This is a genomic window from Sporosarcina sp. ACRSM, from assembly GCF_022346545.1.
In the GTDB taxonomy this organism is placed as follows: Bacteria; Bacillota; Bacilli; order Bacillales_A; family Planococcaceae; genus Sporosarcina.
In genome coordinates this window covers 263,739-287,748 of sequence record NZ_JAKRNU010000002.1, presented here as the reverse complement: position 1 = coordinate 287,748, position 24,010 = coordinate 263,739, and the positions used below count along the sequence as shown (strand labels likewise).

21 protein-coding genes are annotated in these 24,010 nt (G+C 41.5%); 13 read left to right on the top strand and 8 right to left on the bottom strand.

What is annotated here, in order from left to right; all coding sequences use genetic code 11:
• Together MHZ95_RS05215 and MHZ95_RS05210 are read left to right on the top strand one after the other, a co-directional pair.
• Nucleotides 1–762 (top strand): hypothetical protein, encoded by a 762-nt coding sequence (locus MHZ95_RS05215; protein WP_239389465.1) that lies wholly within the window; start codon nucleotides 1–3, stop codon nucleotides 760–762.
• Nucleotides 763–964: 202 nt separating this feature from the next.
• On the top strand, nucleotides 965–2,551 hold the full coding sequence (locus MHZ95_RS05210; protein ID WP_239389464.1) for a hypothetical protein: 1,587 nt from the start codon (nucleotides 965–967) through the stop codon (nucleotides 2,549–2,551).
• Nucleotides 2,552–2,615: 64 nt separating this feature from the next.
• On the opposite strand, the gene MHZ95_RS05205 is transcribed toward MHZ95_RS05210, so the two are convergent.
• Nucleotides 2,616–2,825, bottom strand: coding sequence for a small, acid-soluble spore protein tlp (locus tag MHZ95_RS05205; protein ID WP_239389463.1), 210 nt, complete (start codon nucleotides 2,823–2,825; stop codon nucleotides 2,616–2,618).
• A gap of 221 nt (nucleotides 2,826–3,046) precedes the next feature.
• Between MHZ95_RS05205 and MHZ95_RS05200 the strand changes: the two genes are divergently transcribed.
• Nucleotides 3,047–3,859, top strand: a complete 813-nt coding sequence (locus MHZ95_RS05200) for an alpha/beta hydrolase (RefSeq protein ID WP_239389462.1) — start codon at nucleotides 3,047–3,049, stop codon at nucleotides 3,857–3,859.
• A gap of 472 nt (nucleotides 3,860–4,331) precedes the next feature.
• On the top strand, nucleotides 4,332–5,684 hold the full coding sequence (locus MHZ95_RS05195) for an amino acid permease (RefSeq protein WP_239389461.1): 1,353 nt from the start codon (nucleotides 4,332–4,334) through the stop codon (nucleotides 5,682–5,684).
• Here MHZ95_RS05195 and MHZ95_RS05190 read toward each other — a convergent pair.
• The 4 genes from MHZ95_RS05190 to shc form a co-directional block, all read right to left on the bottom strand.
• Nucleotides 5,669–6,295, bottom strand: coding sequence for a LysE family transporter (locus MHZ95_RS05190; protein ID WP_239389460.1), 627 nt, complete (start codon nucleotides 6,293–6,295; stop codon nucleotides 5,669–5,671). The two genes, MHZ95_RS05195 and MHZ95_RS05190, sit on opposite strands and share 16 nt — an antisense overlap.
• A 130-nt stretch (nucleotides 6,296–6,425) precedes the next feature.
• Nucleotides 6,426–7,658, bottom strand: coding sequence for an MFS transporter (locus tag MHZ95_RS05185; protein ID WP_239389459.1), 1,233 nt, complete (start codon nucleotides 7,656–7,658; stop codon nucleotides 6,426–6,428).
• Between the two features lie 121 nt (nucleotides 7,659–7,779).
• A complete protein-coding gene (locus tag MHZ95_RS05180; protein WP_239389458.1) occupies nucleotides 7,780–8,406 on the bottom strand; it encodes a LysE family transporter in 627 nt (208 codons plus the stop codon).
• 257 nt (nucleotides 8,407–8,663) lie between these two features.
• Nucleotides 8,664–10,517, bottom strand: coding sequence for a squalene--hopene cyclase (gene shc / locus MHZ95_RS05175; protein ID WP_239389570.1), 1,854 nt, complete (start codon nucleotides 10,515–10,517; stop codon nucleotides 8,664–8,666).
• A 119-nt stretch (nucleotides 10,518–10,636) separates the two neighbouring features.
• Here shc and MHZ95_RS05170 point away from each other — a divergent pair, with 119 nt between their 5' ends.
• From MHZ95_RS05170 to MHZ95_RS05160, 3 genes are all read left to right on the top strand, one after another.
• A complete protein-coding gene (locus MHZ95_RS05170; protein WP_239389457.1) occupies nucleotides 10,637–11,794 on the top strand; it encodes a DUF2515 domain-containing protein in 1,158 nt (385 codons plus the stop codon).
• A complete protein-coding gene (locus MHZ95_RS05165) occupies nucleotides 11,736–12,182 on the top strand; it encodes a CBO0543 family protein (protein WP_239389456.1) in 447 nt (148 codons plus the stop codon). The genes MHZ95_RS05170 and MHZ95_RS05165 overlap by 59 nt, the downstream gene beginning before the upstream one ends.
• 145 nt (nucleotides 12,183–12,327) lie before the next feature.
• Entirely contained in the window at nucleotides 12,328–13,692 is a 1,365-nt protein-coding gene (locus tag MHZ95_RS05160) for an MATE family efflux transporter (RefSeq protein ID WP_239389455.1), read from the top strand.
• Nucleotides 13,693–13,746: 54 nt separating this feature from the next.
• On the opposite strand, the gene MHZ95_RS05155 is transcribed toward MHZ95_RS05160, so the two are convergent.
• Together MHZ95_RS05155 and MHZ95_RS05150 are read right to left on the bottom strand one after the other, a co-directional pair.
• Entirely contained in the window at nucleotides 13,747–14,043 is a 297-nt protein-coding gene (locus MHZ95_RS05155; RefSeq protein ID WP_239389454.1) for a YxcD family protein, read from the bottom strand.
• Nucleotides 14,031–14,492, bottom strand: coding sequence for a hypothetical protein (locus MHZ95_RS05150; RefSeq protein WP_239389453.1), 462 nt, complete (start codon nucleotides 14,490–14,492; stop codon nucleotides 14,031–14,033). Before MHZ95_RS05150 ends, MHZ95_RS05155 begins: the two co-directional genes overlap by 13 nt.
• A 197-nt stretch (nucleotides 14,493–14,689) precedes the next feature.
• Here MHZ95_RS05150 and MHZ95_RS05145 point away from each other — a divergent pair, with 197 nt between their 5' ends.
• The 3 genes from MHZ95_RS05145 to MHZ95_RS05135 all read left to right on the top strand — a co-directional run bounded on the left by MHZ95_RS05145 (nucleotide 14,690) and on the right by MHZ95_RS05135 (nucleotide 18,265).
• Nucleotides 14,690–16,801 carry a transglycosylase domain-containing protein gene (locus tag MHZ95_RS05145; RefSeq protein ID WP_239389569.1) on the top strand — a complete coding sequence of 704 codons (2,112 nt, stop codon included), beginning with the start codon at nucleotides 14,690–14,692 and terminating at the stop codon, nucleotides 16,799–16,801.
• Nucleotides 16,802–16,890: 89 nt separating this feature from the next.
• Nucleotides 16,891–17,193, top strand: a complete 303-nt coding sequence (locus tag MHZ95_RS05140; protein ID WP_239389452.1) for a YunC family protein — start codon at nucleotides 16,891–16,893, stop codon at nucleotides 17,191–17,193.
• 214 nt (nucleotides 17,194–17,407) lie between these two features.
• The gene (locus MHZ95_RS05135) at nucleotides 17,408–18,265 is read left to right on the top strand and encodes a YitT family protein (protein ID WP_239389451.1); all 858 of its coding nucleotides are present in this window, start codon (nucleotides 17,408–17,410) and stop codon (nucleotides 18,263–18,265) included.
• Nucleotides 18,266–18,388: 123 nt separating this feature from the next.
• Here the strand turns inward: MHZ95_RS05135 and MHZ95_RS05130 are convergent, their stop codons facing one another.
• The gene (locus MHZ95_RS05130) at nucleotides 18,389–19,573 is read right to left on the bottom strand and encodes an IS110 family RNA-guided transposase (protein ID WP_239389450.1); all 1,185 of its coding nucleotides are present in this window, start codon (nucleotides 19,571–19,573) and stop codon (nucleotides 18,389–18,391) included.
• 441 nt (nucleotides 19,574–20,014) lie between these two features.
• Here MHZ95_RS05130 and MHZ95_RS05125 point away from each other — a divergent pair, with 441 nt between their 5' ends.
• The 3 genes from MHZ95_RS05125 to MHZ95_RS05115 all read left to right on the top strand — a co-directional run bounded on the left by MHZ95_RS05125 (nucleotide 20,015) and on the right by MHZ95_RS05115 (nucleotide 23,942).
• Nucleotides 20,015–20,965, top strand: a complete 951-nt coding sequence (locus MHZ95_RS05125) for an MBL fold metallo-hydrolase (protein ID WP_239389449.1) — start codon at nucleotides 20,015–20,017, stop codon at nucleotides 20,963–20,965.
• A gap of 140 nt (nucleotides 20,966–21,105) precedes the next feature.
• On the top strand, nucleotides 21,106–22,095 hold the full coding sequence (locus MHZ95_RS05120) for an SEC-C metal-binding domain-containing protein (protein ID WP_239389448.1): 990 nt from the start codon (nucleotides 21,106–21,108) through the stop codon (nucleotides 22,093–22,095).
• A gap of 398 nt (nucleotides 22,096–22,493) precedes the next feature.
• Entirely contained in the window at nucleotides 22,494–23,942 is a 1,449-nt protein-coding gene (locus tag MHZ95_RS05115; protein ID WP_239389447.1) for a purine-cytosine permease family protein, read from the top strand.
• The last annotated feature ends 68 nt before the right edge of the window (nucleotides 23,943–24,010 follow it).

Sequence of the window (24,010 nt, the reverse complement as noted above, 5' to 3'; positions counted from 1 at the left end):
TTGAAAAGGCAGTTAACAAGGGAACTTCAACAGGATTTGAATGTGACACTCGTCAGGTCTTTGACATGGCGTTTACCTGTCCATTCCATTGAAATTGCATTCCAAACAGTGAAGCGGACGAAGATGGATATTTTGATGAAAATGATGCTCATCGCTTTCCAAAAGGGGACTATTGAAACTGCTGAGGAGCTAAGTGAACTTCTACTTGTGGATCCCCTTTTTATCAACGATTTGATCAGCCTGATGACAAGAACGAAAATCATTGAAAAAAAAGGACTGACATTTGGATTGACGGAGAAAGGTGTTCAGCAACTTGCAACGGGTATTTTTGTCCATGAACCGGAAAGCGCCACGAAAAAGGCGCTTTTCAGTCCTTGCCATCAAAACTTGCTGCAAGGAGATATAAAGCCGGATCCTTTAAAAGAACTCGAAGTGTATCGCTGGAATGATGAATTCAACAATTGGGAAATCGACTCGCTAGAAGATTCAGCACTGCGTAATGCACTTCAAGCGATGGATGTGGAATCTGACGAAGGCAATACCCAAATTGTCGTATCAGATATTACATCCGCAACAGCCGAACAAACCGTTCATATACCTTGTCTTGAATTTCAATTGTATGACAAATCCGAGGACTTATTTTATGTCCGTGTTTGGAATACGCTTTTGCAGCGTTGGGATGAAACGCTTGAAACCCAGTTGAATGACAAAGAACGGAAACAGTGGCGGGCGGATTATCTAGAGAAGTATGATAAAAAGTGAAAAGTCACCGTAAAATTTACATGAAAATAAACTCCACCCATCCAGCAATTGCTGAATAGGTGGAGTTTATTTGTTTGAATAGAAAGATAGTTGCTTGACTAGTGAGAACATATGTTCCGCTATGAGGGGAGAGTAAATGTTGTTGTCTGTTGTAGAGGTTGAGAAATCCATTTTGAAAATTCAGTAAGGGAGGAAATCTCAAATGGGTGTCATGATTTTTCTAGATATTATGCCGGATCATATTGACGCATCAGAGTGGGAAAAGGTGTATGAAGAAACGCTTGAAATCATAAATGGCTATCCATTTTTGGACAGTATTTTTGATGATCAAACCTATCATTGTAATTGGCAGTATGTTACGCGGACTGAAGAAAGAGCGATACCGTTTGCAGATAATCAGATCGGGTGGCATACAATTGGCGATGAACAATCACTAAAAATAGCAGAATCATTTGTGCTTGTAAAAGATCTTCAATATTATCGGGAGTATTGTGGACGAGGTGGGAATTGTGAGGATATCTTGTTTTCATCCATCTATGATTATCCTGGGATAAATGAGCAGCTGAAACAGTTAAAGGTAAATAAGGTTCATGTATTTGACGCAAAAACGCAAGGCGAGCCTTTTCATATTCCACTGCTTGCCATCGCTTGTCTGATTGAAAGTCGGTTTCCGCAACATGCGATGGTATACGGGGATATCTCGATTGGTCAGATGGAAAAAGCGTTGAAATGGGCAAATTCGATTCTGAAAAAACCGATCGAGTTGACCGAGCGTGCCAATAATGGAAAGCTATTGATGAGAATAAAGCAAGAACTAAAAGATGAAGCCGCTGCATTGGAAGTTTTCATGGATTTGACAATGCGGGAACAAGATAGGGAACTTGGTGAGTTGGTCCGAATGCACTTCAGCTATGAAACGATTGCTACTTATTATCTTTCCCAGTTTAAAAAATACAAGATCGGAACATTTGGATTCGCAACAGAGCTTTCCAATTATCTCGATCAAGGATTCCGTTTAGAGGATGCCTGTGAATTATGTGTACTTGATCCCGCTGGCTGTAACTATGACGCCCAAAAGTTTGCAAAATCAGTATTGTCGATGGAGTGGCCAACAAACGATAGAAGTCTAACTGACTTGATACCTACAAAGATTAACGCTCCAAATTCGGACGAGCCTGAAACCGTCAATTCTATGTTAGGGAAGACACTGTTACAAATGTCAGGTTTTCGAGAAGAGATGAAATCTAATTTAACCTTCGAAGAGGTGGTCTGTATTTTGCGTGATCAGCTAGGGCACCTTTGTAATATAGATCTGCTCATTGATAAAGTAATTGAGAAAGATAGAGATTTAACTACTTTGTTAGAAGATTTCCATGCAAAGTTTGATAAGGATTCAGAGGATGAAGAGGTGAAAAGGATTCACTATGCGATAACAGCTGTAGAGGATTTGATCTTGTGGAAACATGGGGACAAGATTCATCCGAATTTGGAAGATGGAATCGTAATGGTAAAAGAATTTGTTGAAAAATTACTGGAAAGAGATAAAGAGTTTTTCGCCGCTTTTCAGAATATGACTGCAAAAGAGAAGATGAGGAAATTGATACAATTCAATCAGTTTTTCTATATTCATAAAAGAGTTTGGGATGAAATTGTAATAAATCTTAATGATTCAGAAAGAACAAATAAGATTCTAGGTGTATTATTGATTCAAGCTGATGAAATAACTATCAATAAGTTATGTAAATATTCCGTTAATAATCAAGCGTTATTTAAAGCTTATTTTTTGTGACTTCGGTATAAGTTTTGTGCCAGGTACCTGCACAATTCGAGATTGTCTTGGTACCCGGCAAGTTTTATTTCAGGGAATCCTTTTCCTCACGAATCTCTTCTTGCATCCCTTCGATGCTCTCTTTCCGTCGTTCGTTTTTCGCTTTGATGGCGGCGCGTTCTGTCCCTTCCGCAAATTCCATCGCTGCTTCTGCAGCTTCCATATTACTGATTGTTTTCTTCATCCGATTGACAGTCGTGTCCGTATCGTTCGGTCTTGGGGTAAATTTAGGCATTGTTGTCCTCCTTCATTTTTTTAGGAAACCTTCATGAGATAGCATTCCCGAATTTATATGAACTATTTGTTACAATGGAAACAGATGATGACACCCAAAATGGAACCGCATTTTGTTCATCAAACACAATTTGATTGACGGTTCGGTTATCATTACGTATAATACCTAGTAAATAGATATGTTTAATTTAAATTGAAGATAATATTGAAAGGAAGTTGAATATGATCAATCAATCCGTTTCAATTAACCATAATCATCTACAGTTATCTGGTGTGCTTCATCTGCCGGAAAGAAAACAGCATGAAAAGGTGCCGCTCATTGTTCTATTGCACGGGTTTATTGGGAGTAAGGTTGGAGAACATCGGTTATTTGTCAAAGCAGCGCGTTATTTCACGGGAAAAGGATTTGGGGTTTTCCGTTTTGATTTTAGCGGCTGTGGGGAAAGTGACGGTGATTATGTCGATGTGACGGTCACGAATCAGTTGGATGAAGTACAAACGGTTTTGAATTATGTATCGAAATTGAACGCGATCGATGAGCAGAACATCATTTTGATCGGTCATAGTCTTGGCGGAGCGGTCGCTGCGTTAACGGCTTCTCGGGATCGACGGATTCGCAAACTTGTTTTATGGTCCGCTGTCGGTATTCCATACGAAGATATTACAGAGATTTTAGGTGAACGGGCAGTGAGCATTGCAAATAGAAGCGGGAAAGTGGATTATCAAGGCTTCTATGTCAGCCGTTCCTTTTTAAATGATTTGAAAAACCATCAACCTCTTGAGGCAATCCGTTCTTATGATGGCGAGGCATTGATCATCCATGCAAAAGAAGATGAAGATATCCCGAAAGAACATACTGTCCGTTATTTGAAATCCTTACAACAAAGAGGACAATCCAAAGAAGTGAGCACACATTATATTGAAAATGCTGATCATACATTTTCAAGTTACCGATTCGAGGACGAGTTATTCGCACAATCCGCCGAATGGTTGGAAAAATGGCAAAGACAACTTAATTTAAAATCCGTACTTTAATCCATAATAAAAAATCAATTACGCATCGGCGTAATTGCGTCCAGATTTTGAATTGCGCTTATCTAAGTGCCTTAATTTCTCCAAAAAACACAGAAATACGGCAAATCGAACCCTTCGTTGTTCGATTCGCAATTAACTCCTTTCAAAATCTGTGGCATCCGCCGGAGGCTTGGGCCAACAGGATGTTAGTCACTCAGGCGTTGCCGCAGGACGCGGCGACCTTAGCCTGAGTTCCTCTATTCAGCAAATCCTTTTGTACTGTAAGCGAAGCGTCAGCTACAGGGAGTTTGGACTCCCTCTGATTAAAATGCCTTCTGGCATTCATCCCGCCACTTATGGAAATGGGGAACTTCTGCTGAATCAAGTTAAAAAACACTGGAATCCAATCGTCGGGTTTCCAGTGTTTTTGTCGTTGCACTCACACATAAATCCATTTGCTTGTGGAAGGCTACTTTTATGTGGAGGTGTAGGAATGGGGAAAAAAACGGCAGATGGTCAAGACGAAACAGCAAGTCTTGCCTGGTGGCAATTATCCCTTATTGGTGTAGGTTGCATTATTGGTACAGGGTTTTTCCTAGCTTCAAGTATCGCGATTAAAATGACGGGACCTTCTGTCATACTTGCCTTCATCCTGGCTGCAAGTGCAACGTATATTGTGTTTGAAGCATTGGCGAAAATGTCCGCGAATGACCCGCAGAAGGGATCCTTTCGCACATATGCCAAAAAAGCGTATGGACGTTGGGCCGGCTTTAGCAGTGGGTGGGTATACTGGTGTTCTGAAATATTGATCATTGGCAGTCAGCTTACTGCAATTTCACTTTTGTCTAAATTTTGGTTTCCTGATGTAAAATTATGGATTTTTGCATGCATATATGCCGTGTGCGGCCTCATTGTTCTGTTTATCGGTGCAAAAGCATTCGGGAAGTTGGAAAGCGTCTATGCGGTGATGAAAATTGCCGCCATTTTTATGTTTATTGTCATTGCCATTTTAGCGCTGACCGGGGTGCTTGATGGTAATCCGAAGGAAGGGATCCCTCGGTCTGTCGATGAATTTTTTCCAAAGGGAATCATCGGTTTTTGGAGTGCCCTCATTTTCGCCTTTTATGCACATGGTGGAATCGAAGTGATGGGTGTCATGGCCATCCATTTGAAAAAGAAGGAAGATGCCCCTAAATCGGGAAAAGTCATGTTAGGTTTGCTTGCGATCATTTACGTTACCGCACTGTCATTGGCGTTATTGCTGTTGCCTTTTGATCAGTTCAGGGAGAATAAGAGTCCTTTTGTCGAGGCTTTGTCAGGTGTAAATGATATCAGTTTTTTTCCCCATGTATTCACGGCTGCCATCATTATTGCCGGATTTTCAACGATGTCTGCATCCCTTTTTTCGGTTACGACGATACTTGTAACCATATCGGAAGATGGAGATGCCCCTAAAATATTCAGTAAACAAATGAAAAAGAAACTTAAAATGCCGTTACCGGCGATTGCACTAACTTCAATCGGGCTTGTTCTATCCATTGTCACTTCCTTATTATTGCCTGACAAAGTGTACGAATATATAACGACTGCAGCAGCATTAATGCTTCTTTATAATTGGCTGTTCATTTTAGTCATGTATCACAGGTTGATCGAACCAACGACGGTAGATAAAGTGAAAAGAGTCATTGGAGTGCTGTTGGTGCTAGCAGCGGTCAGCGGAACATTGCTCCATAAAACAAGTCGACCAGGATTTTTTATTAGCCTAATATTCCTGGCGATTATTGGGGGTATTGTTTTAATTTTAAAGAAAAAATGGAAGAAAGAAGAGACTCAAAAAAGTGCATGAAATGCCTGAATGCCAAAGTATATTCCGAACCCGATAATAGATAGGGAAGAAATGACAGAGATGATTTTCAGGAACTTGGTGGACAGTACTTTACGGGCACCACTCGATATCGTGGCCATTATGGTATCCCATAGAATGATACCGACTATAATGGCCACGCTATTCATGAGGATTTGATTGCCAGAAAAGGTTACCGTTGCTTCTGCAAGCACCGATCCATAAATCCCAAGCCAAAAGAGAATCGTCAAAGGATTTAAGAGCGACATGAAAAATCCCGCTGTAAATGAACGCTTTAGCTGAACCTTTTTACCGAATCCGACATCCAGCTCGATTTTATGTAGCGAAAGTAAACTTTCAATGCCTGTATATGTAAGTACAAAGCAGCCGAATGACCAAAGAATGATTTGAACAAGGGGATACTCAATGACTTGACCGATCCCGAAATATACCATCATCATATACAATACGTCCGCGGTTAAAGCGCCAATGCCAAAAATCCAAGCATGAAAAAACCCGTTCTTAATGCCTGTATCTAACTGTGCAGCGTTAACAGGACCAATGGGCGCAGCTAACGATACGCCCAAAAAGATGTAGGCGGCTATTGAATGCATAAAAGTCCTCCTTTAAAATGACGTCTTTGCATCATATTCAAAGGGGGTTACTTGTACAACTGCATGAAGGAAAAGATTGGAGAATTTCACAAAGATAAAAAGACCAGTTCAGCATTGAACTGGTTCTTTTTTAGGTGGTTTTATTTGTTTTTTCGATTTCATCGACTTTGATGCATTTAAAAACAATAAATAATAATATTGCGCCGAGGACACCTGCTAGGATATAGCTGGCATTCAAAAAATTCTTCATGGCGAGTGACATGATAGGGGGACCGGCTGCTACGCCGATAAATCTTGCCGAACTATAAAAGGAAGAGATTGTGCCTCTTAATTCCTTTTCGATATTCTCTGTTATGATGGCGTCAAGCGCAGGTAGTAATGCACCAATCGCTATTCCCACAATGCTCGTTACGACTAATAGAAGGATCAGTTTTTTGCTCGTAAATCCGACGAAGATGACGCTAATGGACATACCGATCAAGCAAAAGACCATGTACTTTTTAATCGTCTTCAGATTGCCTTTAATTTTCCGACCGGAAATAAAAGAAGCAATACAAAGTAACAACAGCGGAATGGCTAGAACAAACCCTTTTTTAATGCCTTTAATATCATGAGCACTTTCAAGATTTTCCGATAAAAAAAATAGCATGCTGAATAAAATCAGCATAACAAGGACTCCATTTAGAAATACGGTATACAACCATTTACCTTCCACTTTGAATACTTTTTTTGTGTTACTTAAAAACTCCTTAAACTTTACGGGCTCATCTTCTTCTTTGGGTGCTTTTACAAAGAAAAAGATGAGTGCAATGGAAATTAAACTGAGTGCCGAGATGGAGAAGAAAGGCAGAAACCATAGAAAAGCGGCAAATACTGAACCCAGTATGGGGGCTAACACTTTTCCAAAGGTATTCGATGTCTCAATAATCCCTAAACAGGAACTCGTTTTTTCATCATCATCTTTGTAGAGATCTCCCACGAGCGGCAAAACGATGGGCATGGCACCAGCCGCCCCAATACCCTGAAGAATCCTTCCGACGATGATCATCATGTAGGGCTCATCCATTTTCCAGGAAGCAAACCCGGCAATGAGCCCCCCGATCAAAGCGAAGATCAGGCTCGGCAAGATCACTTTTTTTCGCCCGAACCGGTCCGATAAATAACCGGCAACTGGTATAAGAAAAATAGCTGCAACTGAATAGCTCGTAATGATCATACTCGATTGGAAGGAAGTGATTCCGACTTTATCTTCGAGTATTGGTAGAACAGGGATAAGCATGGAGTTCCCAAGTGTCATGATGAGAGGGATTGAAGCCAAACTCACGATACACCATACACTGACTTTATTAACGCTTTTTTCCATTAATACACCACACCTCGACTCACCCTCATTTTGACGATCAAAGGTATGGTTTCCTTGCTTAGACTTTTTATGCATTCAATGTGATAGTGCAACTCTCTTCTTTTCGCAGTTTGCCGGCATATCAAAATAACGCCTGAAATGCCTGGATGCCAAAGTAAATTCCGAATCCGATCATGGAAACGGATGAAATAATGGAGACCCATTTCAAAAGCTTGGTGGATAATAATTTTCTCGCTCCACCGGATAGAAAAGACATGGTGAGATCAACGATACTAATGCCAAACAATATCGCGGCACTGATCAAAATAATTTCAAAGCCCGTAGCGACTCCAGCATTTTTCGCGAGGATGGACCCATAGATCCCCAGCCAAAAAAGGATAGTCAATGGATTTAATAAAGACATTAAGAAACCGGACAAAATGGATTGTCTAAGCCGGACTCTTTTTCGGGATTTCGATATCATGTCGATTTTTTGTTCGGAAAGTAAATTTTCTATGCCTGTATACAAAAGTACAAAACAGCCGAATGACCAAAGAATGATTTTTAATAAAGGTGATTCGATAAATTGGCCTACGCCAAAATAGACAATGAGCATATACATGATGTCTGTTGTGATTGCCCCAAGACTAAAAAACCAAGCATGAAAAAAACCATGCTTCAACCCCTTGTTTAATAGGACACTCTTAACGGGGCCAATCGGCGCAGCCATCGATACCCCTAAAAAGATATAGGCAAATATAGAACTCATGTATTGTCCTCCGCTCGTATGACGTCCATGCATTTTATCTTTATTCAGCAGAAAAATCCCATCTCTATAGGTGGCGAGATGAATGCAGTTTTGTTTCCTGTTCAGCGGGTTTCTAAACGCCGCTGAACAAAGATAAAGCCTCCGGCGGATGTCACAGATTTTGAAAGGAGTTAATCGAGCAAGCTCGATTCAAAATCTGGACGCAATTACGCCGAGGCGTAATTGATTCACCACAACCAACTTATACGACTTGCAGGCTAATACTCTTGGAATTTCTTTTGATAACGAGCAAGCGCAAGCAAAGGAAAAATAATGTGATAGCTATGATAGTGGATATAGAAAGCGCCTCCCATCCCTTGCCCAACCGGATAGGAAAGGGTCCAATCGTTTTTATGAATGGACTCTAGAAGATAGGCGATCCCTGCATTTATTTCCGGTGTGATCTGTTCTGAAACAGCCATAAGTGCGTCTAATGCCCAAGCTGTTTGAGTGGTATTGCTGGAACCAAGCGGCACGTATGAAAAGGCGATATCGCTTTTACAAGATTCGCCCCATCCACCGTCGGGGTTTTGGATGGCAAGAAGCCAGCGGACAGCTTTTTGGATCACTGGATTTTCTTTGCTTACGCCTGAAGCAATAAGCCCGGTAATGGCTGCCCATGTGCCGTATATATAACAAATTCCCCAGCGGCCGTACCATGATCCGTCTTTTTCTTGGTGATGCGCGAGCCATTCAATTCCATTTTTCATAATTCCATGATTGTGAGGCAAATTCGTGTACCCACCTAGGAATTCAAGTGTTCTGCCGGTTAAATCGGCACTGCTAGGATCGGTCAATAAAAATTGTCCACCTTCGATCGGCAGTAAGTTTAAGAAGGGAAGGTCCACATTTTTTTCAAAAGAAGACCATCCACCGTCCTTGTTTTGCATCGAAATGATCCAATGGACACCTCTGTTCCATGCTTGATGAAAGTGGGGATCCGATTGGGCCAGTCGGACAATCGCCCTAAGCGAAGCGGTTGTGTCGTCTACATCCGGGTTCATCGTATTACTGGCTGAGAATCCCCATCCTCCGGGAAGTACACCGGGATTGTGAATCGCCCAGTCACCATAGTTAGACTGCTGCCGATGGATTAAGTATTGATTTGCCTTTTGGATGACCGATGCAGAAGCAGGAACGTTTGCAAATTGAAGGACGTGGCTGATTAAAGCGGTATTCCACACTGTAGCAGTTGTATATTGCATATGCGTATGTCCCTGAATCGTACATTTCATGGCTTTCAATCCTTGGACAGCTTTAACAATGATCGGATCTTTAGTGGAATGCCCAAGAGAGAGCAGCGCAAAGATCATCAGGAATGTAGAACTGAAATAACTGTAAAGGGTTCCGTCCGGCTCGATATGCCGGAGCATATATTGTTTGGTCCGACGGATGGCGAGCGATTGGATCATGTGAGGCAGGCCGAGTAACTGTTTAAGACCTTGATCAATCAACGAAAAAATTTCTTCGATGTCTTTCTTGTCAAAGAACTCATCGGTTTCATTTGAAAGGAGAAGGTCAGATAAATCGGGACTTCGTTTAGTTGTTTTGATGTATTTCTTATTTGCCAATATCATGATCGGCGCGATGTTCGCCCTTCCATACACGGAAAAATCATAGAAATTGATCGGGAAGTGAAGGGGCAGAAGAATCATCTCAATTGGTATCGGAAAATAAGCGGGCCACGGATATTGGCCGGTTAACGCCAGCATGATTTTTGTGAACAGATGCGATTTTTCAAGACCGCCGTTTGCTAGGATGAACTCTTTTGCGGCTACAATTCGATTGTCTTCTTTGCTCACATAGCCAGAGTAGAGAAGGGAATAGTAGGCTTCCACCGTCGCAGAGACGTTTCCTCTATCTTCATCGTAAAAAAGTTTCCACGCACCGTTTATCTCCTGTTTGTTAAAAATTCTTTCTGTCAATTGGACAATTAAGTCTTCGTCATTTATTTCCAACGTTCTCAATAAGATAATCATATAGGCATCTGTAGAGATACCGGTTTCAAAGGGGTAATCCCATGAGCCGTCTGCTTGCTGCTCATGAATCAGTTGTTGTATCAATCGGCTCATAACGGGTTTCGTATCGTATTTCAACGCATCCTCATCTCCCTCTGTCAAGATCGTTCATATACATATATACAGCTGTTCATTAGGATGTATGACGGTATAACGCGGGGCGGAGGAGACCGATGTTTACAAGTTTTAAAAGGATAGGTGGAAAATGGAGGCTCCCGGAAAAATATCTTGCCATTAAAGCGGATTTAAAGAATGACAAACGTCAACCACTTCGAGATGAACAAGACTTGTCCCGTGACGATCGGTCGCTTCTTCAATCGATTCGTTTCCAAACGGAGCGGCTGAATAGCAATAATAAGACAAGAACGAAAGCTTATCTTGATTTCTATTCGCTTCATCCGGAAATTCACTGGGCATTTCTCGGTCATATGGTATCCAGGAATGGCGGATGGAATATGACGGATTTAAATGGAGAGTTCCTTTCCAAGCTTATGCAGAAACAGACGAAACGAGATTTTTTCTCTTTTTTGGAGCGGGGGAACTGGCTGATATTCCAAGATGCTTACCCTCAATTTTTACTCTATGCCGAAAGTAAATCCCGAAATCGGAATTTGTTTTATTTGTTGCCTTATTTGCATGTCTCTCGATTTATGGAAGTGATTTGGAATCATTTTTGGAGAGAAAGAGATTGTTATTTGCTTGCGATTGCTCTTGTGATTAATGAACAAAATTATTTGGAAAACAGGATCATTCAAAATCCTTTATACAAGAAAAATGTTTTTCAGACATTGGAGTTCGTGTTACAAGATTTTCTATCTGTTAATCATATTTTGTTTCCATACCATGATCATCGTGAGCCGGAAGGAAGGGCTTCGCTTATTGGGCTGACGCTCCATCATTTCGGTTCCCTTCATGAGCGGATTATGCTAGGAAAGAGGCTCTATCAATTGTTGTTTGGCGAAAGGGATTTGTTTGAGGCCGTTTATCGCTGGGCAATCGCTCATCCACATACAGGTTCGCGGAAGGATTATTGGCCGGAAGTCTTTAATGATTTAAACGAGGGAGTACCTGGAGCTTCTCTATCAAGAAGGATAAAATCTTGCCAAATAAAAAAAGGCGCGCTTCGTTTATTCAGCCCGAAGCTTGAGTATGCATGGAAGAATGTCAACCACACCGAGGCCGAACAGGGTGATTGGTATGAACACTGGTATATGATTGAATATCTGAGGGAAGAAAAAATAGCGGTGAAGGGCAAGATAGAGGGGGAGTATTGTGAAACACTTGAAAAGCTCGAACTTGCGGCAATCGCCAAAACGACGATTTTCCCGTAATGTCCTTTTATACTTGCCTGCTTTGGTCGTTGCTTGTTTGCTAGGAACCTATTTAGATTTAATTTTTGTTGGGATAAATATGTATAGCTTTCCGGTACGTCCTTTTCCAGATATTTTTTCGATTAATATCGCCTTTACATTATTGATACTTCCTTTTTATACGTGGTTATTCCTTTTCATTATCGACAACATGCCGAAATGGGGCAGACTTGTTTTTATTTTCCTTCTTGCAATCTTCGCGGCAATCATTGAGAAACTTGCGGTGCAATGGGGCTTTTTCAGCCATACCGATCAATGGAACTCTAGCTATTCGCTTGTAGGCTATTTTTTGTTTCTTATTTTAATGTGGAAGATTTTCAACTGGAGTAAAGGAAGAATAGGAAACTAAGTTTACCCGAACGATTGTGATTTTTACTGTGGAGATTTTAGTTAGAAAAAGGAAGTGCCTCCATCTAAATTTTTTATAGTCGCTGTTCAAATTCTATGGTAAGATATTTTTATTTGAATACGGATTGGAAAAAGAAGGAGTTAGTATGGCAGCGACTGCAGGAAAACAAGACATCGGCCAAAAGTTAAATTTATTTCATTTGACGTGGCCGATCTTTTTGGAAGTTTTTCTTTTTATGTTAATGGGCATCGCGGATACATTCATGTTGAGTGCATTGTCTGATGATGCGGTGTCGGGTGTGGGAGCGGCGAATCAGTATATCCATATTGCCATTCTCGTGCTTGAAGTGGTCGGGAATGGGGCGGCGATTGTCGTCTCACAATACTTGGGATCGAAAAGATTTATCGAAGCATCCAAAATTTCAGCACTGGCAGTTACATTGAATTTGATTGTTGGGCTTTTGATGAGTGTACTTTTTGTTATCTTTTCAAGACATATTATGATCGCCATGAATTTGCAAGGTGATGTGCTGGACTATGCCACCAAATATCTGATCATTGTAGGTGGGGCGATTTTCCTGCAAGCCATCATCAATTCATTGGCTGCGATCATTCGTGTCCATGGCTTTACGAAGCAGACGATGCTTGTTTCGTTAGGGATGAATATTTTTCACGTCGTGGGGAATTATTTGCTCATTTTTGGGAAGTTCGGGTTTCCGGAACTAGGTGTGCAAGGGGCAGCGATTTCTTCGGTCGTTAGCCGTTTACTCGCGATGATTGTGTTTTTCTGGCTGCTTTATCGAGTGATGGAGTACCGTGTGGAGTTGCGCTATTATATTACGTTGTCAAAAGAATATATAGGGAAAATATTACAGATCGGCATACCATCCGCGTTTGAACAAATTATGTACCAAGGCTGTCAAATTGTCTTTTTGTATTACGTCACTTATTTAGGGGCGGAATCATTGGCAGCTAGGCAGTATGCCGTGAATATCTCGATGTTTACGTATTTATTTGCTATTGCAATCGGGATGGGTACTGCCATTATTGTCGGACGTCTAGTGGGCGGTGATGAAAAGGAAGAGGCATACAAAAGTGTCTGGAAGAGTGTGAAGTGGGCATTGCTATTCACACTATGTATGGTCGCACTTGTCATGATTTTCCGCTATCCGTTATTGAAACTGTTTACGGATAATTCGACCGTCGTTGAAATAGGAGCGACCGTCTTGTTGCTCAGTATTGTACTGGAAACGGGGCGGACGATGAATATCGTCATTATTAATTCATTACGTGCAGCGGGGGATGCAAAATACCCTGTCATCATCGGAGCTTTTTCGATGGTCGCCATGAGTTTACCATTAGGTTATCTGTTAGTTTTCCAATTGGACCTTGGACTCGTTGGTGTATGGCTCGCCATTGCGGCAGATGAATGGGTACGCGCAACCATTATGTACTTCCGATGGAAAAGTAGACGATGGGAAAGATATGCGCTCGTTTCACCAAATAAGTGATAAAGAAAAACAGCCATGCAAATTGAATGGCTGTTTTTTTCTATGGAAGTCGCTTTAATCGATTGCTGCGACAATCCCTTCTTCTTCATCGAATTGTAGATCGATGCTTGTTGCGAAAGGATCTTTGTTCATATATTCCTCAATCCATAAACGTAATGCCGCAATGATGTCCGAAGTCATGAACACTTGTTGCTGTCCGTTTACCGTAGCTTCTGCAGAGAAGGGTTGTGCGTCCTCATCATCGTAGAAAAGCTCCACTTCCACATCTTCAGGTAGGGCATATTTTTTACGGGCGTAATAAAGGCAAATGGCATTGATAATGTCTTGTTCCGGAATCATTAGCTGTTCCATGGGTTAACTTCCTCTTTTTTCTTTTTAGCTTTCATCAGGTCAAAGATTTTCTTGATGATGACGACAATCAGGATAATCGCGATGGCATTGATTGCAAAGCCAAGGATCGATCCGAGCATGCCCATATTGGCAAAAAGACCACCGAATAGCAAGCCGGCAAGACCACCGATGAATAGGCCTTTCATCAGACCGCCATTCATGAAGCCGCCGCCTTTATTGTTCGTATTGGACGATTTGGCAGCAGTCGTCGAAGAGTCGTCCTTTTTTGTTTGGCTGTTCGATTTGTTGATTTGGTTCGTTTGGTTATTGTTGCTATTATTGGTGTTGAAGCTTTTCTTCCCTGATTTGTAGCGTTTTGCTTCTGCAGTCGGGTGATCATTGAAAACATAGTTTCCGATCGGTGATACAAGAAGCGTTAGCACGAGTAATGCCGCAAATAATTTTTTCATGTTCTATACCCTCCATCAATTTCGTATGAACTTAAAGTACATCCATCATACCTAGTCTAACCTATTTTACGATTGAAGCCAAAGAAAGTTTCACTTTTTGATGCGAATAATATGCTAAAATGAAGTTTTGTATTGAAAGAAGCAATGGCTTTCTTCAATTATTTTGCGATGAAAAAGGTGGAATTCATTTGGGAAGAATGGAACAAAGGCAACAATGGAAAAGGTTTGATAGATTAAGGGGATGGTTTAAAACTAAAAAGCTGATAAAGTTACTTTTCATCAGTGGTATTGGCGTACTTCTGTGTGGTCTATTGATCTTGAACTTATTCATTCGTTCAAGTGATGTCAGTAAATTGGAAGAACCGGAACCAAGACCGACCTTTATTTATGATCAAAACGGTGAGATTGCTAGTAAGATTTCGCATTCTAAAATCGAAGGTGTTCGTTTGGAACAAATTCCAAAAGAGCTGATAGAGGCGATCATTTCTACTGAGGACCAACATTTTTATAGACATAACGGCATCAATTACTTCGGTATTGCACGGGCATTCACGCAAAATTTGTTTACAGGGGAAGTGGTTGCTGGAGGCAGTACAATCACGCAACAGCTTTCAAAAAATGTGTTTTTAACTCACGAACGTACATATAAGCGGAAACTCAAAGAACTGATTCTGACTAAAAAGATTGAGCGGGACTACTCTAAAGATGAAATACTGGAACGTTATTTAAATCAAATCTATTTTGGTGAAGGGGCATGGGGCGTTCAACGTGCTGCACTTGTCTATTTCGGAAAAGATGTTAGCCAATTAACCTTAAACGAATCCGCCACATTAGCGGGTGTGATTAAAGCGCCGTCCCACTTATCTCCTTATAAAAACATGGAGAAATCGATCAAGAGAAGAAATATCGTGTTGTCTTTGATGAAAAGCGAAGGCTATATTACCCAGGCTGATTATGAACGGGCAATCGAAGAGAAAATCTTGTTGGCAGATAAAACATTGCCGAATTATACAGGGAAATACCCGTATTATATAGATCATATCGTTGACGAGGCGGTAACGAAGTATGGTTTGACAAAAAATGAAGTGCTAGCTGGTGGCCTACATATTTATACAGAATTGAATCCTGTCATTCAAGATGCGGTTGAAGAAGTCTATCGAGATGATAACAATTTTCCTGCTAGTAAGCCAGATCAACTTATCCAAAGTGGTGGAATCTTCTTGAATCCAAAAACGGGTGGCATTCAAGCACTTGTCGGCGGAAGGGGAGACTATACGTATGGACGTTTTAACAATGCGACCGAGTTAGTCAGACAGCCAGGATCCGCATTGAAACCGATTGCGGCTTACACGCCTGCATTGGAAAAGGGTTATGAAATTTCTGATTTACTTGATGATGCACCGCTTAATATTGATGGCTATTCGCCACAAAATTTTGATAGACAATTTCGTGGGCAAGTCACTATGTATGATGCGCTCGTCAATTCGTATAATATTCCTCCCGTCCGGCTTTTACATGAAATTGGCATTGAGGAAGGCGTACGTGCTGTTGAACGGTTCGGAATTCCTTTGGATGACAATGATGCGAATCTCGGCTTAGCTTTAGGGGGCTTGCATCAGGGGACATCCCCGCTGTTGATGGCTCAAGCTTTTTCAGCTTTTCCGAATGACGGGGTAATGATGGAAGCCCATGCCATTACGGAAATCAAAGATGCTGAAGGTAAGATCATCGGGAAATGGCGCGAAACATCTGTCCAAGTGACAGAACCGGAAGTTGCCCAGAAAATCACCTATATGTTGCTTGGTGCTGTGGAGACCGGAACAGCCAAGAAAGCGCAAATTTCCGGCTTGGAAGTAGCCGGTAAAACCGGTACAACCCAGCTACCTTTTTCAGGTTCAGATGGTTCAAAGGATCATTGGTTTGTTGGCTATACCCCTGATATCGTAGGGGCGATTTGGTTAGGGTATGATAAAACCGATGCCGAACACTATTTGACGACAACGAGCAGTTACACGGTACCACCAATTTTCCAACAAGTCTTGTCGAAATCCATTAGTGAATACCCTAGTAAAGCATTTGTACTACCACTGGTCGAGAAACAGAAAAAGGAACTGGAAAAACAGAAAAAGAGGATGAAGGAGAGAGAGAAGGAGAAAGAGAAAGAGAAAGACAAGAAGGATAAGAAGAAAGAGAAACGAAAAGAAAAAGAAAAAAAGAAGCACGAAAAGGAAAAAAAGAAAGAGGAACGGAAAAAAGAAAAAGAAAGGAAGAAAGAAGAGAAAAAGAGAAAGCATGATGAGAACAAGTAAAGCAGTTCACTACCCGCGCCCATTCATAAGGTCCTTTTAACAACTTCCTCTCTTTCCCCATATGTATAGAGAGGAAAGGGGTGGCTGAGATGATTTCAATGGAGCCTATAGTACTGGAAGGAAGTATGTATACGGCGGTGACAGTTCGCTTACCGAAAACAACTTTGTTAACCGTTTCGAATGATAAAGGCTATATTATGTGCGGTGCGTTGGATGTCGGGCTGTTGAATACAGTGCTGCAAGATCGAAAAATCATCGCGGGGCGAGCAGTCGGTGTAAAAACCATCGAGCAATTGTTGAAGGCACCGCTGGAATCGGTGACATTGGAAGCGGAACAATTAGGAATCCACGTAGGAATGAGTGGGGAAGAAGCTTTGTTGAAAATGCTGTGAAATCTCGTAATTGCGCCTTCCATCTGATTAGACGGTATGATCAGATGGGGGGCTTTTTCTTTTTGTTGAGATAATCGCTTACTTGGTACTTTTTTGCATTCATTAATGTACCATTTTGATGAGAAATTCGGTACAATAGGTCTCTAAAGATTTACAGGCTGGATGGGCGAAAAATATTTCGATTTACCGTCATTCACACCAGTAGGAGGTAACTATGTTTTTTATTGAAGCAAAGCGGATAGCCGTCGTGATTTTCGGATCATTCTTATTGGCTATATCACTTAACTTTTTCTTGATCAATGCCAATGTCTATTCAAGCGGATTTGCAGGTGCTGCACAGCTGACTTCTAGTGTCTTTGCAGATTATCTGGACATTTCGATTGGCACTGGAATCCTCTTATTCATCTTCAACATTCCTGTGATCATACTTGGATGGTTCAAAGTGGGAAGAGGATTTACCATCTATAGCATTGTTTCTGTTATCTTTGCAACGCTTTTTATGGAAATTTTACCGGTCTTGTCTGTTTCAAACGATATTATTTTAAATGCCGTATTTGGTGGAGTCATTGCTGGAGTCGGTATCGGATTATCGTTGAAATTGGGTGCTTCAACAGGAGGAATGGATATTGTGGCGATGGTGTTATCACGATTGCAAGATAAACCGATCGGCACATATTTTCTCATTCTGAACGGCATCATCATCGTATTTGCCGGAATCGTATATGAGCCCGAAAATGCGTTATATACGATGCTGACATTATATGTAACAACGGCAGTCATCGATATGATTCATACACGCCATGAAAAGGTGACGGCTATGATCGTGACACGTAAAGCGGATGAGTTGCAACAGGCGATCCATCAAAAAATGGTGCGCGGCATTACCATTCTTCCCGCTAAAGGTGCTTACACAGGAGAAGATAAGAGCATGATGTACCTCGTCATTACGCGCTATGAACTGTATGATTTGGAAACGATTATTAAGGAAGTCGATCCGAATGCCTTCACGAACATCGTTCAAACTGTGGGGATTTACGGTTTCTTTAGACGCGAAGGGGAAGAAGTGAAATAAGAATTACCTTTGACAGCAGCCGTTTTATAACGGTTGTTTTTTATTTGAAAGAAACCCGGGAGAAAATGCAAAAAAAGCGAAAAAAAGCACTCCCCATGTTATAATAGACATGCGAAAATTTTTTTAAATTGAGAGATGGCCCTTCGATTGTTGCCGCAATCCGAGGGCTTTTTCTTTGTCATAATGGACTCCTTCTGATAACACTTTATAAATAATCCTCAATAATTTATGCCCACAAGCAACGACTGCTTTCATCTTCGAACCGCGAGCGGAAATGCGATTATATAATGAACTAAAAGCAGGATCTCTTGATCGTCCAGCCATACCGCCACTTGAAAATAGGGCAGTTTTCAGGTACTTATTCCCTTGGGTGATGTGTGAACTTTTTTTCTTCCCTGCACTTTCGTTAGACCCCGGGGAAACCCCAGCCCAAGAAGCTAAGTGCCCAACTGTTTGAAAGGCCTCTACATTTGGGCCAATTTCTCCTAAAATAACAGCGGCACACTGTTTTTTGACACCGGGAATTTCCATCAGTAGCACGTACTCCTCTGGAAAGTGTTCCAAAATATAGAGTTCTATCTCTTGTTCAATTTGCTCAATCTTGCGTGAATAAAAGCGATATTCATCCAGTGAATCGTCTAATAATCGACGATTAGTAGTGCTTAATTTTCCATCCATAGCTGTTAATAAATCTTGGGCAGATGCCTTAACCCGCCCGTGCATACAGGCCTCAATCCGTTCGATGCTTAACACTTCTCCATCGATAAATAATTGAAGTAATGCTTGTCCCGTTTTCGAAAAGATATCGGACAAGTAGCCAGTTAATTTAACGTTGGACCGTTGGAGCACATTGTGCAATTCATTTTTGGATTGTGTCCGTTTTTGCATGTAGGATTGTCTGCGTCTCGTCATTAATCGTAATTCCATGACTTCCAGGTCGGGAATATAAGATGCTTGAATGAGACCACATCGGCCCAATTGGGCAATCCATTCGGCATCTTTCGTATCCGTTTTCCGACCCGGAACATTCTTAATATGTTGAGGGTTGGCGAGTGTGATGTGAAAGGAAGCTTCGGAAAAGATATTGAAGATAGGTAACCAGTATTGTCCGGTACTCTCCATAAAGACGTCCGTTACTTGATGGTCATTCAACCAGTCAAGTGCTTGGCGTAATTCATGGGTGCGGGTGCCGAAAGTTTTTTCATACTTTTTAGGACGATTCGTATCTAAGGGACCATCAAGAATACAACAGACAATTGTCTTTTGATGAACGTCGATACCGCAACACGTTTCGATCATGATTTCCATTTGGAATCCCTCCATCGAATAATAGAGTAGGTAATGGAGCTCCTTATGAAGAATAGAAATTTTATTTCCACGTTCGATGACGTAATCGGCTTACCGCTAAAGATAAGAAGCTCATCCAGTTTTTATGACAGGTTCGGCAAAACCCATTAAAACAACGGATTTGTATTACCTATGTTAATTATACTAGGAAAGCCCCCTTTCCGTCATGGCGTAGATTGCGTAGCAATCATATAGTTTTTATGGCAAATATAGCCTTGTGCATTAGTTTGCATTGATTCGAAAAACCTGAGTTGCAAGCAACACAACAAGGAGTGCAGGCGAATTACCTATGAATGTAAACAAACACAATTTGACTGTAAGCAAAAAGGCAGGAAGTAAGGTGATGTGCTATAATTAATGGAAAGTTTATACTTATCTATCTCTTTAAAGGGGGAGTCATGAATGTCAAAAAAAGAACTGATCCAACTGAACGAAAGAGTCTATTTAATAGATGGCTATGATATGGGGGTTCCGGAACGGACAGGTACGTATGTGATCAATGAAGAAGAACTGACCATTGTAGAAACTGGTCCAAGTCCGTCCGTGAAGCATGTAAAAGATGGGTTGCAAACGTTAGGGTTTTCGCTCGATCAGGTGAAAAATATCATTGTCACACACATCCATTTGGATCATGCAGGCGGGGTTGGACTCTTGCTACAAGATTGTCCAAATGCCCAAGTGATTGTGCATGCGCGTGGAGCGCGGCATTTGGCAGATCCAGCAAGATTGATCGACGGAGCAAAGGCTGTCTATGGAGATAAGTTTTCGGAGTTATTCGATCCTATTCTACCCGTCCCTGAAGATCGACTGCTCATTAAAGGGGAAGGGGATACATTGAAAATTGGTACGGCGTGTACTTTGGAATTTTTAGATACGCCTGGCCATTCCAGACATCATTTCAGCATCTATGATCCAGTCAGCAATGGGGTATTTACGGGCGATACAGTCGGTGTCCGTTATTCGCAATTGAACCGTGATGGTGTCCATCTCTACCTGCCATCGACATCACCGAATCAATTCGATCCAGAAGCGATGCAACAATCGATTGACCGACTGCTAGCGATGAAGCTGGATGCCATTTACTACGGACATTACGGAATGACGGATGAACCGGATCAAGCGCTACGACAAGTTTCCGACTGGCTAACGGTCTTCATGGAAGAAGCGCAAACTGTCCAGGCTGAAGTAGGTGGCCCTGAATTGCTGGCGAGCCGTTTATTAAAACGTGTAAAGAATCATTTAAAAGAGCAAGGTGTGGCAGATGACCACAAAGAAATGGAAATCATTAGGCTGGATATGGAAGTAAGTGCAATGGGAATCGTTGATCATTTCAATAAACTACAAATCAAATAAGATTAAGGAAGCTCATAATGGTAGAATACTTTGATTTTTAAGATAAAATGGATGTCAATCTCCGTATTATTTTACTTAATTTTTATATATAAACATGTTAAGCTTGACTATGATTTTTAGTAGTTAAAGGACGTGTTTGTATGGTAGGTCGTAATGAACCTTGTCCGTGTGGTAGCGGAAAAAAATATAAGAAATGTTGCGAAGCGAAAGCGACATTTTCAATAGAAGCAGCGCAGGCGGAAGAATTGGAAAGAATCTTGCAGGTCTTTTATGAAGAGTATCCGGAACGCCGTGATGTACATGCTTATTTGGATATCGCAAAGCAGTGGAAAGAGAAGCTGACAACCTATTTAGTAGAAGAAATGATTGAAGCCATTGTGCTGGATGAATTCTTCTTCCATCACAAGCCGGACATTTGGACGAATTATTTGGAAAAGCAACGTAAGAAAATTGTCCGTCCATCTGTCTTAGACGTACTGGACACTTGGAACAATCCGGGTGCTTTCATCGGAGAGGTCGTCGAAGTGGAAGATAAGTATCTGACTGTGAAGAGCATTTTTAATGATGGAACGATCTTCCTTAGACGGGAAAGTGAGAAGCCTGTTCCTGTCGGTGTTCATCTCTATTGTTTCATTTTACCGGATGGCACGACCAAGGAAAATCACTATTTGGCGATTTCCAGTTTGATTTTCTTCCCGACGGATCACCAAACAGTGTTCAGGGAGTTTGCGAAACAGTTCCAAACGCAGCAAACTCAATCCGTGAACGTATTTTTAAAAGAAAACGGCATGGCATTTTGGAAGTTGCTTGGTGAGGATGGATACGAAGGTGAAGAATTTACCAATTTCGAGTCGGGCGTCCTTTTGAAAGCAATCGAGTTTTTAAATGAAAAAGAACGGGATTCCGAGAAACTATTGGAAGTTGTCGAAGATTATTTAGTAGAGCAGCAGCCGAATGCGCGGAAAGAGGTAGCGATTGCAGCTGGCGCAATCCGATTCGGTCAGGAGCATGCCTTATTTGAACCGCTTCAACTAACCGTGAAGGAAATTGCCGAATGGTTTGGAGTATCTACCTCATCATTAAATAAGTATTATCAAGATTTGAATGCGTATTATACAACAAAAATGTAAAAGAAAAGCATCCCACTTATTGAAGAAAATTCATTTGAGTGGGATGTTTTTTTATTTTTTTAATCACTAGTTTGACTTTAAAATTAACAGACTTGGATGATGACATACGTTTGCGTGCTAAGCGGAGCTTTGTTAGGTCTTTAGAACGAGTTGGGGCGGAGAGCACAATATTTGCATTAAATTATGTTAAAATAGAAAGTAGAGTGATTTGTGCTGTTCCAACAGTTGTTTGGACGGAAAAGATTCACTGCTCCTTTGTCTCTGGCGAACCAACAGAATGCTGTCCCCTATAGCTTGAAAACTGCCTTTTCCCCACTAACCTAATATACAGCCTAACCCAGTCTAAAATTCCCGGAGACAAAGACATCTACACTTGAAGAAAGAAAGGATCTGGTTGAATGCGATCTGAAATTACTGCAGATCACAAATTACGAGAAAAAGACTTACGAGAAAAAAACTCACGAGAAAAAGAAGTACGCCAAGATGGAGAAACAACGGGTGACTATTCCTTTGACCGTGTCCCGCGTGAAGAACGTAAAATGGGATGGTTAAGTATCACCAATATCACATTCGGTATCGCAACCGCGATTTTCTATTTCCAGATGGGTAGTGTCATGGCACTTCAATTCGGTGCGGCCAACGCCATCATCTCGGCAACCTACGCCATTATCGTTGCAGGTATCCTGGGAAGCATCATTGTTTATTTGTCCGCAAAATCTGGCATGAACGTCAACTTATTATCCCGCGGAGGATTCGGTTATATCGGGGCCTCGTTAACCTCATTAATCTACGCATCGAATTTTATCATGTATTGTGCATTTGAAGGCATGATTTTAGTCGCTGCGGTCCATGCATTTTTCCCCGCCATCCCCCTATGGCTCTTGATTGTCGTCTTCGGTTCATTGGTCATCCCATTAAACTGGTTCGGCATTAAACAATTGGACAAACTACAAAAATGGTCATTGCCGATTTTCGGTGTCTTCTTAATCGTAGCGATTATTATGGCGTTTAACCATCCGTCCCTTTACGAGGGCAGTTTTTGGACCTATATGCCTGAAGGTGTTCAAATTGGTGGAACCGCATTGCTATTATGTATAGGTATGCAGCACGGCATTATGGGACTTACTGCGTTGATCGCCTCGGATTACGCACGTTTCCTAAAACCGAAAGACTTGAAAATCGGATCTATCGCCATTGGCTTTATTCCGCAGATTTTCTGTTTCGGCGTAATGGGCGGTCTCGGTATTTGGTTCGGAGTCACACTCGGAGAATCAAACCCGGGTGTCTACATTGTTGTTCTGCTAGGGCTCGGTGGTGTATTGTTTACTGTGCTGACACAAGTCCGCATCAATATCACCAATATTTACAGTAGCTCGCTGTCGCTGTCAAGCTTTTTTGAAAATATGTTCGGCTTTACGCCAGGTCGCCGTTTCTGGGTAGTGGTGGCAGGAGTCATTGCAATGATTTTGATGCTTGGCGGTATCGTCGACCATCTTGATACAGCCATGACTTTCCAAGGTGTGGCATTGATGAGTTGGGCAGCGGTTCTGGTGACGGACGCATTGGTTCTCAAGAAATGGTTGAAAATTAGCCCACGCTATTATGAATCAAGACAGGAAAACTTATATAAATGGAATCCCGTCGGTGTTGTATCGTTAATCGTACCAACTGTGATCGGAACGATTGCAGCACTCGGTTATATGGGAACATTTCTGCAAAGTACGGCAGCGTTTTTCGCATTAATACTGGCATCGATTTTGACCGTTATCCTTGGAATAGCGACAAAAGGCCGTTACTATATGAAGAAAGAAGCGCATGATATTCCGAAAGAGGATTGGATTGCCTAAAAAAGAAAAGCAAAAGAGAAACATCCCACGCAATGGAGTATCCATTTGTGTGGGATGTTTTTTATTTA

Coding starts and splice junctions, on each gene's coding strand:
- MHZ95_RS05115 (WP_239389447.1), top strand. CDS start 22,494: ATGCGATCTGAAATTACTGCAGATCACAAATTACGAGAAAAAGACTTA.
- MHZ95_RS05210 (WP_239389464.1), top strand. CDS start 965: ATGGGTGTCATGATTTTTCTAGATATTATGCCGGATCATATTGACGCA.
- MHZ95_RS05205 (WP_239389463.1), bottom strand. CDS start 2,825: ATGCCTAAATTTACCCCAAGACCGAACGATACGGACACGACTGTCAAT.
- MHZ95_RS05150 (WP_239389453.1), bottom strand. CDS start 14,492: ATGAAAAAATTATTTGCGGCATTACTCGTGCTAACGCTTCTTGTATCA.
- MHZ95_RS05140 (WP_239389452.1), top strand. CDS start 16,891: ATGATTTCAATGGAGCCTATAGTACTGGAAGGAAGTATGTATACGGCG.
- MHZ95_RS05160 (WP_239389455.1), top strand. CDS start 12,328: ATGGCAGCGACTGCAGGAAAACAAGACATCGGCCAAAAGTTAAATTTA.
- MHZ95_RS05180 (WP_239389458.1), bottom strand. CDS start 8,406: ATGAGTTCTATATTTGCCTATATCTTTTTAGGGGTATCGATGGCTGCG.
- shc (WP_239389570.1), bottom strand. CDS start 10,517: ATGAGCCGATTGATACAACAACTGATTCATGAGCAGCAAGCAGACGGC.
- MHZ95_RS05170 (WP_239389457.1), top strand. CDS start 10,637: ATGTTTACAAGTTTTAAAAGGATAGGTGGAAAATGGAGGCTCCCGGAA.
- MHZ95_RS05185 (WP_239389459.1), bottom strand. CDS start 7,658: ATGGAAAAAAGCGTTAATAAAGTCAGTGTATGGTGTATCGTGAGTTTG.
- MHZ95_RS05130 (WP_239389450.1), bottom strand. CDS start 19,573: ATGGAAATCATGATCGAAACGTGTTGCGGTATCGACGTTCATCAAAAG.
- MHZ95_RS05120 (WP_239389448.1), top strand. CDS start 21,106: ATGGTAGGTCGTAATGAACCTTGTCCGTGTGGTAGCGGAAAAAAATAT.
- MHZ95_RS05145 (WP_239389569.1), top strand. CDS start 14,690: ATGGAACAAAGGCAACAATGGAAAAGGTTTGATAGATTAAGGGGATGG.
- MHZ95_RS05200 (WP_239389462.1), top strand. CDS start 3,047: ATGATCAATCAATCCGTTTCAATTAACCATAATCATCTACAGTTATCT.
- MHZ95_RS05155 (WP_239389454.1), bottom strand. CDS start 14,043: ATGGAACAGCTAATGATTCCGGAACAAGACATTATCAATGCCATTTGC.
- MHZ95_RS05190 (WP_239389460.1), bottom strand. CDS start 6,295: ATGCATTCAATAGCCGCCTACATCTTTTTGGGCGTATCGTTAGCTGCG.
- MHZ95_RS05135 (WP_239389451.1), top strand. CDS start 17,408: ATGTTTTTTATTGAAGCAAAGCGGATAGCCGTCGTGATTTTCGGATCA.
- MHZ95_RS05125 (WP_239389449.1), top strand. CDS start 20,015: ATGTCAAAAAAAGAACTGATCCAACTGAACGAAAGAGTCTATTTAATA.
- MHZ95_RS05195 (WP_239389461.1), top strand. CDS start 4,332: ATGGGGAAAAAAACGGCAGATGGTCAAGACGAAACAGCAAGTCTTGCC.